A 14044-nucleotide genomic window follows, 5' to 3' on the forward strand; every position below is an offset into this window, starting at 1 on the left:
ATACTGCGGCCGGTGCGGCGAGAAGCGGTATATGTTTTCCCGGCTGTACTGCGCGCGTAACGCAATCGCAGTACAGGCGCGACAGCACATAGGGCCTTCGCTGGGACTCGTGTGACTACTGGGGCGGTCGGAGTTCCCAGCTTTACTACACCCGAACGGCCTCTACATATGCGTGGACGGCTCGCAGAGGGTATATGTCGTGGTTTTTACGCCCTGTCCGCCATCGCGCTGAATCACCCCTTCCTCCTGGAGCGGCTTGAGGGCGTAGCGGATCTGCGCGACGGACAGCCCCGTCAGTAGAGCAAGCTCTCCGGTGGAAAGCGCTCCCTTGCGGTCGCGCAACGTTTCCACAATCGCGGGCGCGTTCCGGCTCAGCCCGCGGAGCCAAGAATCGGTATCCCGCGACGCCAAGAGTGGGCCGCTCGCGGTAGGCGAAGCAACTTCTTTCGAGGTATTTTCTTGCAGGAGAACTTCGGCAGGAACCGGCCCCGGGTCCACGAATGGTGAGATGCGTGTAGGAGATCCGAGAACCGCATCCACGTTAATATCATCGACATATTGCGGGCGTGGGAAAACTACCGTGACTTTGACTCCCGTATCAATAATTGTGGGAGCCGGCAGGCCGTACCGTTTCACTTCCCGGAGCATTGTTTGGATGCCGCCGCCTTCTCCCTTAATGATGTTATTCCTATCGGCGTCGGTCATATAAGTAGCGATGCGGTACAGATGCTGGTTGACCTGCACGCGGGTGAGCTCTTCACTCAGTAACTGGGAAACTGTCAATGACTTGAGCCCACCCGGGGACGAGATAACAAGTTTTCGTGGCTCCAAGCGGATATCGATGCTTTTTTCCAGGAGTGTGTCAGGGCCGAGATCGCGGTGAACCAAAGCATTAGCCACTGCTTCGCGAATTGCGTTGAGCGGAAGTTCAGGGATGGAGCGTAAGTCACCGCTGGGAAGATAGGCCTGGTAACTCGTGAGATTCTGGCGAATCCAGTCCATTACCGCATCGAAAAGCTCAGGTACGGGGCCGTTGAATCGCTTTAAGTCAGAAGTTCGGACCGTCGCGCGAGTGCCCGAGTACCGGACGGCTGCGGTTACCGTGAGCGCGGGGCAGGCCCCCTGGGGGAACGTACCTAACCCGTATAGTCCGGCGAGGGTGAGCTGGCCCTCGCGCGCCACACGAGTATTCCGTAGCACTTCTTCATCGGTACTTTCGCTCAATGGGCGAACCTCGCGCCGGCACGCACGTATATATTTCTCCACGAGGTCGGCTTTGAGGTCACGTACATTCGTATCCGCCACTACCTGTGCGTCCGGCGAATCAATTTCGCGGTCCGTTAGCTTAGCAACTTCCAGCATCCGTTGTTCGGTGGCCGGCATAACGTAATCGCCATCGGCCTGGCGCAGGTAAGGGCTTCCCTGGAATGTGGCGGGTTTGTGCATGACAGCGAGCGGGTGTACCTGAGCCACCACAACGGATTTGCCGTTGACTGCCAGAGTTCGAGTTGTAACCGATGGTGCCGGGACGACCGCGTTTTGTGCAACGCTGACCACGCCTGCTTCGATGTCTGCGGGGCGCGTAACACCGATAACATCGAAATTGGGCTCCGAGACTCCTAAAACAATGAAACCGCCCTCAGGCATATTAGCGAAAGCGCAGATTGTTTTCCCGAGGTCTTCCGGGAGGCCACCTTGTGCAGCTTTTACCTTGTAAAACGTGTCATCCCCGCAGTGCAGGCGCAAACGAGCAAGAAGCGCAAGCAGCTCTTCTTCGCTTTCTAACTTCGACATCACACTCATAGACTATTATGAGTCACGCGGGTTTTCAATGTCTAAATCGAAGTCTGGGGCGCAGATTATTACTTAGACTGCTAAAATTAGCGCTGAGACTATTAAAACTCACACGCAGACTGCGAAAAATAGCATCAGACTATCAATTAAGACTGTGAAACTGTGAGTCTACCTATCGCGTGAATTATGACTCTAACTGTAAGTCTCGCATCCAGACTTTCAGTCTGCGTGCATTTCACTGCCGCACCATTCACGAGCCATTCGCTAACCATTGACCCACCGCCCGCGCGGTAACTACAGTTACCAATGTGACTCAAGATGCAAGCGAAGAAGCTTTTGCCGCCGCGGATTTTTACGAAAAAGCCGACGGCGGCCGCGGCCCCAATACGGTTGGCGCGCCGCTCGGCCAGGCACTCACACGTGTCTTGCTTGCAAGTATCGAGCTCAACGCCGCGAACCGCAAACTCGATACCGCGGTAGAAGAAGCGCGCGCATCCGGCGAAAGCTGGTCCGCCATCGGCCGCGTGCTCGGCATGACTCGCCAGGGCGCCAATAAACGTTTTTCTTAGCCGAAGCGCAGCGGGAGGCCTCGCCGTGCAGCCGGGGTGATTGACCCACCGCCCGCGCCGTCGCTACATTTACTTATGTAACCGGGACTACAACCCTACGCCAAAGGAGGCCATCGTTCCGATGACACTGTGATCCCCACTCAGCTCAGCTGAGACGCCGCACCCCGCATCACCCGCCGCGTCCAAGGAGATCACCATGCCTGCCCTCATTCTTGACAATATTTCATTTTCCTACAGCGCCCGCCCGTTCCTCGACCGCATCACCCTGCGCCTCACCGCCGCCGACCGCGCCGTCCTCATCGGCCCGAACGGCTGCGGCAAAACCACCCTGCTGCGCATCGCCGCAGGTCATCTCAGTCCCGAACGCGGCACCGTCACCCGCACCGGCGCCAGCACCATCCCATGGAGCCCCGTGTCGAACGACGCCGCCGCCGCGACCGTCGCTCACTTCCTCGCAAGCACCTTCGCGCCCGCGCGGGAACTACTCGCCCGTTTCGAAACGCTCAGCGCACGCCTGGGGGAGGGCGGCCCGGTCGCGGCCGAATACGACCGGCTATTATCCGAGATCACCCGCCTGGACCTGTGGTCGCTTGAGGATAGGGCCGACGACGCTTTGGCTGGTCTGGGCCTGGATATGTTGGCCGGGAGCGGGTGCTCGCGGGAGCTGGCCACGCTCTCCCCGGGCCAGCGCGCGCGGCTGAACTTGGCGGTCACCCTAGTGGCCCGCCCGCAGGTTCTTATTTTGGACGAGCCCACCAATCATCTGGATGCGGAGGCGAGCGCGTACCTCAGCCATATGCTGCGCTCCTGGCCGGGCCCGGTGCTTATGTCTAGCCATGACCGTGCTTTTATTGAGGATGTTGCCACGCTCATTGTGGATATGGATATGAGCGTGTGGGCACAGTTGGCCTGCGCCGAAGGCAGTGGTGAGGTGTGCGGGGTGTGGGAATGCCGCGGTACCTACACGGATTATCTTGAATCCAAGCGTGATGCGGAGGAGCGCTACCGGGCGCTCTACCTGGCCCAACAAGAAGAAAAGACGCAGCTGCGCGCACATCGCTATGCATCCGGTGGTATTGCCCGGGGTGGGGTGCGTTTGGCGAGTGCGGAGGGTAAGGCGAAGAAGTTCTTCGCGGATCGCGCCCAGAGCACGGCCACCCGCCGCACCCGCCACGACGACCGTAAACTCGAGGCCCTCGCCACCCGGGAAGTACGCAAACCCCGCAGCTACACTTTTACGTTCCCGGAGTATGCCGGTGCGACTCGGCCAGAATCACCCTCGGCCCGCCCATCTGCCGGCCTTGCAGTATCCGCTCGCGAGGCAGCGGTCCCCGGTCGCCTCACCCCGGTTACCTTCGACCTTTCCCACGGCGAGCACCTCCTGGTCACCGGCGCCAACGGCAGCGGCAAATCCACGCTCCTCACCTGGATAGCCACTGGCACCCCGCCGTCTGCCGCGGCTCCGCTCGACTCTCGGCACCTCAGCGCGCCTGCTACCGCTGCGCCGCCCGCGGCCACCGCGCAGCACGCAACCGCCCAGCCTTCCGGCACTCTCTCCTGCGCGGGCCCGTCAGCTTTCGTCCCGCAACGCCTTCCGCGCTGCGGAGATCCCGGCTTCACTCCCGAGGTCTGGAACTCTGGCATCGGGGAGCGCGGCACCGGCATCGTGCACCCATCTATGTGGGCAACCCCGATACCCGAGCTTTCGGCCGGTAACCAGCGCCGCGCCCAGCTTGCCCTCGCGCTCGCGGCCAAGCCTGCTGTCCTCGTCATCGACGAACCCACCAACTACCTTGACCTGGCTGCCATGCACGCCCTCGAGGAGTCCCTGGCCCGCTGGTCAGGCACGATCATCCTCGCCACGCACGACCGCTGGCTCATCACCCACTGGCCCGGCCCGCGCCTCCGCCTACCGGACTCGCGTCTTACCGTTCCGGAATCTAAGGGTCTTCACCTCCCCGCCCGCACCCGGTAATCTCAATCTCGCACACCGCAAGCCCAACCGTGCGAAAGGGGTGATCCCCAATGGAGTTTCCAGATTCGATACTTCCTCAGGTCAATACACATGCCAGCGGCCAGGCACCTCCAAGTACTCCACTTGAGTCATGCGTACCGAATGAACTCACCGAGCAAGTAATTGAACACGCGGAGAAGATCATGGCCGGCGAGCTTCCAGAAGACGGCGCAGTTTTCGATGACCTCCACGACGCCCTCGACTTCCTTGACACTTTGGTCTAAACCGTCCCGTTCTGAAGCGGCAGCACCATTCCGCGCTCCCTCAACCCACCCTGCTCCCTCATTCAGCCTAATTCGGTATCGGCTTGTCAATCACCCGCCCGTTCGCCGCGGCCAAGTCCCACACCACGGTGCAAGATGAAGTTTCCTCTCGCGTTGATCCATCCGACTGGCGCACCGCAATAGTGGCGCCCGGCTTTTTCATGGTGAAGTCGAAAGACTCAATCACATCGGTGTTCCGGTTGTATGCCACCCACCCCCGCGTGATCGTCCACCCGTCGCCCTCCGAGCATCCCTTGAGGAGGCGAGTATCGGCTGCCGGCACCGCGGTTCCCTCGCGCACGCTCCCGTGGGAGACGCCCCTCTGGTCCGCCGGCCCAAAATCGGCATGCTCAATCAGGAAACGCATATCGCTTTTCAAAACGGGGCCGCCGTCAGTACCGTCCGGTACCTGCGTGCGCACGGTGTAGTCACTCGCCTCGTCGCCCGAGTAGGTCACCGCAATGCGCCGTTCGCCCGCGTAATTGAGGTCCTCCGAGCCTCCCTTGGCGTTGTCCCAGTGGATGATTCCCATCTCCGCTTCAGCGAGTTCGTCCACGAACTTCAGCGCCTCGCGGGCAATCGCCTCGCTGGTATCTTCGCTGCCGGCATTCTGTTCTGCTGCCGAGGAGCTCGGGCTCGCAGAGTCCGCTTCGCTACCCGCCTTTTCCTTCAATGCCGACGACGCCGCGCCGGTCTCGCTCCGCGATCCCACCGCGGGGGTCTGGCTGCTACTCGTGCACGCCCCCAGCAAGCACACTACACATATCCCCGCCACGCCGCGGGTCACATTCTTCCATGCCATGCTTCATCCTACCGCTGCAACGGGCCATTGACGGGCAATCTGGGCGCCTGTTATAATTAAATCATCGAAACGTTTCGATGAGGAGGCGGTTTCATCCCAATGGCCACGATCAAAGATGTTGCCCGGCAGGCCGGAGTGTCTATCTCAACGGTTTCCTATGCGCTTTCAGGAAAGCGCCCTGTTTCTGAGGCGACTCGGCAACGTGTGCAAAAAGCGATTGAGGAACTTGAGTTCCATCCTCAAGCCGGGGCGAAAATGTTGGCCTCAACGAAAACCGACATTATTGGTCTCTCCGCACCGATGCACGAAGCTACGGAACCTATTGCTTTCATGACCTTCGTTTTGGCAATTGTGACCGCCGCACGCCGTAAAGGCTATGACGTTGTCCTTCTTACTGAGAATGGCGAAGCTGCCGTGCAAGATATCGAGCGCGTGGTGAAAACGGGCCTCGTTGACGGTGTTGTTGTCATGGACGTCCAAGCAACTGACGAACGCGCCGAATTGCTAAGAACGATGGATATACCAAGCGTATTTTTGGGTTTGCCCGATGATTACGAATCATTAGCCTGCGTTGACTTGGATTTCGAAGCCGCCACACGGCTTGCTGTAGACCAGTTAGTAGCTGCCGGGCATCGTTCTATCGCCTTCGTTGGCCATACCCGAATGCTTTATGACATCGGGAAGAATTTCGTTCTTCGCACCCGTGCCGAGTTTGAGCGCTATACCGCCGAACTGGGTATAGAAACAGTTTTCGTATCTTCGGATACCGAGAATATGGTTGCGGAAATCCGAAACATGCTCCCTGGTTGCACTGGTGTGCTCCTCGATTGTTCAGCTGTTCGAGTCCGGGATTTCCTCGATGAACTCAGTGTTGAGAAACAGCAGGGAACTGGTGATCCGCTCTCGATTCTCACACTCGCGTCTTCTTATGACACGTCATCCCTGAATCCGCCGCTTGACGCAGTTCCACTTGAACCTGAGAGGTCGGGGCGGAATGCTGTTGAGCTTCTTATCGAACGAATTGGACAAGGTACCGGTCCCGAGGTCCATCTGTACACCCCGCGCTATATTTCGCGCGGATCAGTCTTCCAACTGAACGGAGGTCATCCCACGGTACACCACCAATAAGAAGGGATAAGCGGTAGAAAACGGCCCGGAATCTACAGCTGTCCCGCCACCAACTTCAAAAAGACAACAATCGACACTCAATGAGGAGAGAAGATGTTATCGAAAAAAATGACGGCGGTTGCAGTAGCAACCACAATCGCACTTCTGGGAACTGCGTGTTCCGGAGGTGGGTCCGATAGCGGTAAGAGTAATTCCGAGTCCGGTAAGACTCTCGTTATTTGGGATTATGAGGCCGATAATTCGGCAATGGGTAAGGCGTGGGACCGCGCCGTCGAAATCTTCCAGGAACGCCACCCTGACGTCACGGTCAAACGTGAAGCACAAACCTTCGAGCAGATTCAGAAGAATGCGAAAATTGTGCTGACTGGTGACCAAGTCCCTGATGTCATGGAATACAACAAGGGCAACGCTACAGCGGGTCAGCTTGCGTCCCAGGGCTTGCTCACGGATCTCACCGATGTTGCGAAGGAACGCGGGTGGGATAAGAAGCTCCCAGAATCGATTGCCCAAACAGCTAAATACGACGACAACGGCCTCATGGGAAGCGGTAGCTGGTACGGAATCCCCAACTACGGCGAATTTGTCTTTATGTACTACAACAAGAAGCTCTTCGATGAGGCTGGGCTCCAGGTTCCGAAGACTATGGATGAGCTCGTCGCCGTCATGGACGCATTCGTCGCGAAGGGAATCACGCCACTGGCAGAGGCCGGGTCGGAGTATCCTATGGGGCAATTGTGGTACACCCTCGCGCTTTCCAAGGCGGACAGTAAATTCGTACGCGATTACCAATTCTTCGATGATCCGGTGCAGTGGACATCTGGTCCCGCGGTTGAAGGCGCTAAGGTTCTTCAGGATTGGGTGAACAAGGGCTATATCAATAGCGCCGCTTCTGGCCTGACGGCCGAGGATATGGGGACCGGATTTATTTCCGGGAATTATCCAATGATGTTCTCCGGCTCGTGGTGGTTCGGCCGGCTTGCCGATGAGATGAAGGATCCGTGGGGGCAATTTGTCTTCCCAGGTAACTTCGCTCCCGGTTCTTCAGGAAACCTCTGGGTCGTCCCGGAAAACGCAAAGAACAAGGAGCTCGCCTACGAGTTCATCGATATCACGCTCTCCGATGAAGTTCAGGCTATTTTCGGGGAGCAAGGCGGATTGCCCGTGGTGGGTGGAACCGACAATATTACCGACGAAGCCACAAAGACGCTGACCGATAATTTCCAGAACCTGGCGAAGGATAACAAGCTTGCCTTCTACCCGGACTGGCCCGTCGCCGGATTCTACGATCAGCTCGTTTCCAATATGCAGTCGCTCATGAGCGGCTCGAAGACTCCGGAGCAGGCGATGCAGGACCTGCAAACGGCATACGAGGAGGGACGCGCGGACCTGCTCGAATGATGTGACGTTGCGAAAAGCTGTGGTGGCGGTCCCGGCCGCCACCACAGCTGATCCGCAGATCACCCTAGAGGAGTGCGCTTGCCATGAGTACCACACACAAGCATCACATGAAAAAGAAATCCCGCCGCGGGTTTTGGCTCTACCTGATCCCAGGGGGAATCGGATTTACGATCATCATCCTCATCCCCTTCTTCTCAAATCTGTACTACTCGATGACAAAGTGGAAAGGCGGCGCATCGAAAAAACGGTGGGTCGGGTTCGATAACTACGTTTCTCTCATGCAGGACGCCGATTTTTGGATGTCCTTCAAGAACTCAGTAGCGATGATCATCGCGATGGTTATCATCCCTACTCTGATAGGGCTGCTGCTCGCATTGATTCTCTTCGATTTCGTCGGGAGAAGTTTCAATAGCAAAATCGCATCATTTTTGCGGGCAACGTATTATCTGCCGCAGCTCCTTCCGGTTTCCATTGCTGGAATCGTCTGGAACTGGATTCTCAATGCTGAAACGGGAGCCCTTAATCAGATTCTGAGTGCGATAGGCGTTTCCTCGCCCCCTAACTGGTTGGGGTCAACCAGCACAGCACTACCATCCGTGATGCTGGTTCTCATCTGGATCCAGATTGGCTACCCCACGGTTATCTTCATGTCAGCGCTGCAGCGCGTTGATCCCGAACTTTACGAAGCGGCGGAGCTTGATGGTGCAGGGTGGATGCAGCGGTTCAAGGCCATCACCATTCCGCAGATTAAGCCGGAAACCTTCGTCATCGTTCTCACATGCACGGTGGCATCGCTCAAAGTATTTGCGCCGATTTATGTGCTTACCCGCGGTGGCCCCGAAGGTTCGACCCTTGTGCCCTCGTACTATTCCTACCTCAACTTCTTCGACAAATCGAAAGTGGGTTATGGGGCGGCAATCGCAACTGTTCTAACCATCATTATCATCATCGTCGCCGTGGTCATTCAGTACTTCCAAAACCGCGCCGCGAAGAAAGACCTTTTGGGGGTGTGACATGTCTAGTGAAACAACCCACTTGGAAGAACCGCAAACCCCGAACGTTCCGACTACTTCTCCCACGTCAGTCGCGTCAGCAACGGTGGCCACATCAAGTAAACCGCGCCTCGTTCGGGTGAAGAACCGAGACCGCCATCATCGCGGTATCAAACGCTGGATCGTGCTGGCGTTCGCGATCCTATTCGGCTTACTCATGATCGCGCCGTTCCTACTGATGATCATCAATGCGTTCAAGTCGCCAACGGATTATTCTTCCGGAGGTCCGCTCGCACTTCCCACTGAGTTGTATACCGACGGTATCGCCGCTTTCTGGGATCGCGTTGAGTTCCCAGAGAAGGTCTGGAATTCGCTGTGGACCTCGGGCCTGGTAGCCCTCTTTGCCGTGATCATCTCGCTTTTCAACGCCTTCGCGATTGGTATTGGGCGGGTCAAGGGGAGTGCGGTCATTGTTGGCCTCTTCCTGCTCGCCAATATGCTGCCGCAGGAAGTTCTTATTTACCCGCTCTTCTCGATGGCACAAAAGGTCGGCCTGAATGACAATTTGTGGAGCATCGTCATTATCTTCACGATTATCCAATCAGCATTCGGCACGTACCTGCTCGCCTCGGTTCTCGGCACCTTCCCGCCTGCACTCCTGGAAGCCGCGCAGCTCGATGGGGCCTCCCGCTGGACCATTTTGTGGCGAGTGGTGTTCCCGAATGTACGGCCCACGCTCGGGGTCCTCATGACCTTCTTCTTCATTTGGACGTGGAACGAGTTCTTCATTCCGCTCGTCATGCTGACCTCAAACGCAAACCAAACTGTTCCGATTGCCTTAGCATCACTACAGGGGGATCGCATGCTTGATGTTCCCACCCTCAACGGAGGAGCACTCCTATCGCTGATCCCAACATTTATCTTCTTCCTGATTTTCCAGCGCACACTTTCACGCGGCATTACCGCGGGCGCGCTCAAATAACGTCAGTTCTCGAACTAGATATGAGGTTACTGTGAAATTCACTAATGGTTTCTGGCTTGACCGCAAAGGTTGGACGATTGAACGGGCAAAGCAGATCCGCCAAGTTGCTCCGATCAGCATAGATGATCGGCCCGCACTTGAAGTTTTGGCGCCGATCAAAAATATCACTAACCGTGGGGATACCCTTAATACAGGTCTTTTCGATATGACCTTCGAACCGATTGCGCCCGGAGTGATTCGAGTCCGCCAGCATCGGTGGCGGAACAACACGATTCCTCCCATTCAACCGGAACTGTTTTTCGATCCCACGTACCAGGGTTCTATTGACGAAAACTCTGAGAACTACCGCGTAACCGCTGATAATCTTTCCTTCACGGTTCCTCGCGAAGGCGCATGGGATGGCATCCGTGTCTCGCTCAATGGTGAAGATATAACGGAAATGACCACGCGCTCTGTTGGGCTGGCAATCTCTCCAGACCAAGAGCGATATTCCTTCGCGCAATTTGTTCTCCAGCCCGGCGAACGCATCTACGGATTGGGCGAACGCTTCGGCCATTTCGTGAAGAACGGCCAATCTGTTGACATCTGGAACGAAGACGGCGGCACGTCCTCAGAACAGGCATACAAAAACGTTCCCTTCTATATCTCAACTGCCGGCTACGGAATCCTTGTCCTTAACACCGGCGATGTGTCATTCGAAATCGGATCCGAAGCGGTTTCCCGTATCCAATTCTCGGTAAGCGGCGACGAACTGGAATACCTCATTATCGCCGGCCCCACCCCGAAGGACATCCTTGAGCGCTACACCGCGCTGACCGGGCGGCCGCCTAAGGTGCCTGCCTGGTCCTACGGACTGTGGCTGACAACCTCATTCACCACCAGTTACGACGAAGAAACAGTGATGTCCTTTATCGATGGAATGGCTGAGCGCGATATCCCGCTATCGGTTTTCCACTTCGATACCTTCTGGATGCGCGAGTTCCACTGGTGCGATTTCGTCTGGGATCCCGTCACTTTCCCGGATCCGCGCGGCCTTATCCAGCGAATCAAAGACAAGGGCCTCAAGGTTTGCGTGTGGATCAACCCGTATATTGCGCAACGTTCCCGCCTTTGGGAGGAAGGCGCGGAAAACGGGTATCTGGTGAAGCGAAACGATGGCAGTATTTGGCATACCGACCTGTGGCAGGCAGGGCTATCACTCGTCGATTTCACGAATCCCGCGGCTGTGCAATGGTACCGGGGTGAGTTGAAGAAATTACTCGATATGGGAGTGGATTGCTTCAAAACAGACTTCGGCGAACGCATTCCTGTGAGCGGTATTGCATGGCACAACAGCGCAGATCCGGTCAGCATGCACAACTACTACGCCCACCTCTACAACCGAACTGTTTTCGATCTTCTCACGGAGGAACGTGGCGAGGGCGAAGCCGTACTCTTCGCGCGTTCGGCAACCGTGGGAGGCCAGGCAATGCCCGTTCACTGGGGCGGCGACTGCGACTCAACGTATGCATCCATGGGCGAAACTCTCAGGGGTGGGCTTTCCATCGCGATGTCAGGCTTCTCCTTCTGGAGCCACGATATTGGCGGCTTCGAAGGTATGCCAGACGCGGGGCTCTTCAAGCGCTGGCTCGCTTTCGGCCTGCTATCCTCGCACTCGCGATTGCACGGCTCGGGCACCGTCCGCGTCCCGTGGGTTTTCGACGAGGAAGCTGTGGAGGTCACGCGGCGTTTCGTTGACCTGAAGCTGCGGCTTATGCCGTACATCGGCCAGGCTGCACGCAAAGCCCACGAAACTGGAACGCCTGTTTTGCGACCGATGGTTCTCGAATTCCCCGAGGATCCCGCAACTCGCGAAATTGACACCCAGTTCATGCTCGGTTCAGATATTCTCGTCGCTCCGGTTTTCCGGCCGGACGGCAAGGTCACCTACTATCTCCCGGCCGGAAAATGGCGCAGTCTATTCTCGGGCGACATCCTCACCGGTTCGCGCTGGGTAACGGAAACTCACGGATACGGCACCCTTCCCGTCATGATTCGAGAAGGCGCCGTGATTCCATTCGGCAAGAAGACTGATACCCCCGTCTACAACTGGGCCGAGGGCGTCACTCTTGATGCGACGTCACTTTTCGAGGGGCAAACATCTACCGTCACCATTCCGGCATCCGATGCGGGAACGGGTGCACCGGATGTCACGTTCACGGTCTCGCACGTTGCCGGCGCTTGTGAAGTAACGACGACGACGCAGGCTGCTTGGAGTCTCAGATACCGGGGCCAAGAGTTCAGTTACGAAGCTGGCACAAACACAGCAACTATCTGGCTGAGCGAAGGGAACTAAAGAGATGTCTCAAGAAACCGTGCAGTTCCCACCGGATTTTGTGTGGGGGACCGCAACAGCCTCCTATCAAATTGAAGGAGGAGTTCATGAAGGTGGTCGCGGGCCGTCAATCTGGGATACGTTTTCTCACACGCCCGGAAAGATCCATAGCGGTGACACGGGCGATACCGCTTGCGATCACTACCATCGATGGCAGGAAGATATCGGTATTATCGATTGGCTAGGAGTTGGCGCCTACCGTCTTTCTATCGCCTGGCCGCGCATCATGCCCACCGAAATGGGCGGCGTGAACCAAGCTGGTCTTGATTTCTACGGGAAGATTATCGACGAACTCAACGCTCGAAATATCAAACCTGTTGTTACCCTCTACCATTGGGATCTCCCGCAGTATCTCCAGGATAAGGGCGGCTGGGCATCTCGAGATACCGCCTTCGCTTTCCAGGAGTATGCGCGGGTGCTCGCCCGTGAATTCGCGGGCAGAGTTTCGGCGTGGACTACCTTGAATGAGCCCTGGTGCTCTGCCTACCTCGGGTATGCCGCGGGAGTGCACGCTCCGGGAATTCAGGATCCGCAGCAGGCGATGCAGGCTGTGCATCATTTCAACCTGGCACACGGGCTCGCCGCGATCGCGATTCGGGAAGAATGTGGGGCGGATGCGCAGATTTCGGTGACGCTGAATCTCCATGTTGTTCGCCCGGATGATCCGACTAACCCGAGTTCGCAGGAGGCCGCTCAACAGATCCGACTCCTGGGGAATGAGGCTTTCCTAGGACCCATGTTGGAGGGCGCTTATCCTCCAGAGCTAGTGGAGCTGACCTCGCGTGATGTGCAGTGGGATTTCGTTCACGACGGCGATCTTGCGCTCATCAACCAGCCGTTGGATGTGCTGGGGGTTAATTACTACAATCCCACTAAGGTGCGGATGGCTCCGGAGGGCGCTGTTCCCGAACGGCATGACGGGCATGATCCTTCCGGGAAGTCGCCGTGGGTGAGTGCTGACCGGGTGGAATTCCTGGCGCTCCCGGGTGAAAAAACGGAGATGGGCTGGCCGATTGACGCGACCGGTCTCACGGAATTGCTGCTTGGATTATCGCAGCGCTATCCGGATCTGCCATTGATGGTCACAGAAAACGGAATGGCCGATGCAGATCCGGATGAGGTGATCGAGGGGCGGATTGATGACCCAAGGCGCATTTCCTACCTCCACGATCACATCGCTGCGGTGCATGCGGCGATTGAGCAGGGGGCAGATGTGCGGGGCTACTTCGTGTGGTCGTTATTGGACAATTTCGAGTGGTCCTATGGGTACACCAAGAGATTTGGCATTGTCCACGTCAACTACACAACCCTTGAGCGCACCCCGAAGACCTCCGCCCACTGGTATCGCGAGCTCATCCAGTCAGGAGGAATCCCGGCGTAGCGGAGCAGTACCTGTCTTTCCGGCGCTGAGCTATCGGTTCTGCGAAGGCGTGGGGCGAGCCCTGTTTTTCCAGGAATCGCCCCACAAGTTCTTTCGCGATCAGCACGTCCTTATGTTGTATGTAGTCTGCGACTAGCCAGCCTATTGTCAATCGCAAGGTTAAAGTGAGGTTGCGTCCGTTAGTGTGGTGTATCTGTATCCCGCGGTGATCCTCGTGTCGGCATGCACAAAGGCGACCATCGCGGGTACCTTTCGAATCAACTCTTACCTATCCTCGAAAGGAGATACCCCGCAATGGCCGCTGACCCCCATCATATCGACCCGACAACCTACCTGGGCGAACTACT

The 14044-nt window shown here is 57.1% G+C and carries 11 protein-coding genes; 9 read left to right on the plus strand and 2 right to left on the minus strand.

Features of this window, described 5'->3' with window-relative positions:
- Positions 1-162 precede the first annotated feature (162 nt).
- Positions 163-1794 (minus strand): RNA-binding domain-containing protein, encoded by a 1632-nt coding sequence (locus HMPREF9237_RS02550; protein ID WP_016442158.1) that lies wholly within the window; start codon positions 1792-1794, stop codon positions 163-165.
- A gap of 308 nt (positions 1795-2102) precedes the next feature.
- Between HMPREF9237_RS02550 and HMPREF9237_RS02555 the strand changes: the two genes are divergently transcribed.
- The 3 genes from HMPREF9237_RS02555 (at position 2103) to HMPREF9237_RS09435 (ending at position 4601) form a co-directional block, all read left to right on the plus strand.
- Complete coding sequence (locus tag HMPREF9237_RS02555; protein WP_016442159.1) at positions 2103-2363, plus strand: hypothetical protein; 261 nt, start codon at positions 2103-2105, stop codon at positions 2361-2363.
- A gap of 196 nt (positions 2364-2559) precedes the next feature.
- A complete protein-coding gene (locus tag HMPREF9237_RS02560) occupies positions 2560-4338 on the plus strand; it encodes an ATP-binding cassette domain-containing protein (RefSeq protein ID WP_016442160.1) in 1779 nt (592 codons plus the stop codon).
- Between the two features lie 50 nt (positions 4339-4388).
- Positions 4389-4601, plus strand: a complete 213-nt coding sequence (locus HMPREF9237_RS09435; RefSeq protein ID WP_016442161.1) for a hypothetical protein — start codon at positions 4389-4391, stop codon at positions 4599-4601.
- Positions 4602-4668: 67 nt separating this feature from the next.
- On the opposite strand, the gene HMPREF9237_RS09580 is transcribed toward HMPREF9237_RS09435, so the two are convergent.
- The gene (locus HMPREF9237_RS09580) at positions 4669-5442 is read right to left on the minus strand and encodes a hypothetical protein (RefSeq protein ID WP_016442162.1); all 774 of its coding nucleotides are present in this window, start codon (positions 5440-5442) and stop codon (positions 4669-4671) included.
- Positions 5443-5541: 99 nt separating this feature from the next.
- On the opposite strand from HMPREF9237_RS09580, the gene HMPREF9237_RS02570 reads away from it, so the two are divergent.
- From HMPREF9237_RS02570 to HMPREF9237_RS02595, 6 genes are all read left to right on the plus strand, one after another.
- Positions 5542-6570 (plus strand): LacI family DNA-binding transcriptional regulator, encoded by a 1029-nt coding sequence (locus tag HMPREF9237_RS02570; protein WP_016442163.1) that lies wholly within the window; start codon positions 5542-5544, stop codon positions 6568-6570.
- Positions 6571-6663: 93 nt separating this feature from the next.
- Positions 6664-7968, plus strand: coding sequence for an extracellular solute-binding protein (locus tag HMPREF9237_RS02575; RefSeq protein ID WP_016442164.1), 1305 nt, complete (start codon positions 6664-6666; stop codon positions 7966-7968).
- A 107-nt stretch (positions 7969-8075) separates the two neighbouring features.
- Entirely contained in the window at positions 8076-8981 is a 906-nt protein-coding gene (locus tag HMPREF9237_RS02580) for a carbohydrate ABC transporter permease (protein WP_051106958.1), read from the plus strand.
- Between the two features lies 1 nt (position 8982).
- Positions 8983-9942 carry a carbohydrate ABC transporter permease gene (locus HMPREF9237_RS02585; protein WP_016442166.1) on the plus strand — a complete coding sequence of 320 codons (960 nt, stop codon included), beginning with the start codon at positions 8983-8985 and terminating at the stop codon, positions 9940-9942.
- Positions 9943-9973: 31 nt separating this feature from the next.
- A complete protein-coding gene (gene yicI, locus HMPREF9237_RS02590) occupies positions 9974-12277 on the plus strand; it encodes an alpha-xylosidase (RefSeq protein ID WP_016442167.1) in 2304 nt (767 codons plus the stop codon).
- 4 nt (positions 12278-12281) lie between these two features.
- Positions 12282-13697 carry a GH1 family beta-glucosidase gene (locus HMPREF9237_RS02595; protein WP_016442168.1) on the plus strand — a complete coding sequence of 472 codons (1416 nt, stop codon included), beginning with the start codon at positions 12282-12284 and terminating at the stop codon, positions 13695-13697.
- Positions 13698-14044 lie beyond the last annotated feature (347 nt).

It is taken from the genome of Actinotignum schaalii FB123-CNA-2, from assembly GCF_000411135.1.
GTDB lineage: Bacteria > Actinomycetota > Actinomycetes > Actinomycetales > Actinomycetaceae > Actinotignum > Actinotignum schaalii_A.

Excerpts from the sequence above, each read along its gene's own strand:
- HMPREF9237_RS02550 (WP_016442158.1), bottom strand. The coding sequence starts at position 1,794 with ATGTCGAAGTTAGAAAGCGAAGAAGAGCTGCTTGCGCTTCTTGCTCGT.
- HMPREF9237_RS02560 (WP_016442160.1), top strand. The coding sequence starts at position 2,560 with ATGCCTGCCCTCATTCTTGACAATATTTCATTTTCCTACAGCGCCCGC.
- HMPREF9237_RS09435 (WP_016442161.1), top strand. The coding sequence starts at position 4,389 with ATGGAGTTTCCAGATTCGATACTTCCTCAGGTCAATACACATGCCAGC.
- HMPREF9237_RS09580 (WP_016442162.1), bottom strand. The coding sequence starts at position 5,442 with ATGGCATGGAAGAATGTGACCCGCGGCGTGGCGGGGATATGTGTAGTG.
- HMPREF9237_RS02570 (WP_016442163.1), top strand. The coding sequence starts at position 5,542 with ATGGCCACGATCAAAGATGTTGCCCGGCAGGCCGGAGTGTCTATCTCA.
- HMPREF9237_RS02575 (WP_016442164.1), top strand. The coding sequence starts at position 6,664 with ATGTTATCGAAAAAAATGACGGCGGTTGCAGTAGCAACCACAATCGCA.
- HMPREF9237_RS02580 (WP_051106958.1), top strand. The coding sequence starts at position 8,076 with ATGAAAAAGAAATCCCGCCGCGGGTTTTGGCTCTACCTGATCCCAGGG.
- HMPREF9237_RS02585 (WP_016442166.1), top strand. The coding sequence starts at position 8,983 with ATGTCTAGTGAAACAACCCACTTGGAAGAACCGCAAACCCCGAACGTT.
- HMPREF9237_RS02595 (WP_016442168.1), top strand. The coding sequence starts at position 12,282 with ATGTCTCAAGAAACCGTGCAGTTCCCACCGGATTTTGTGTGGGGGACC.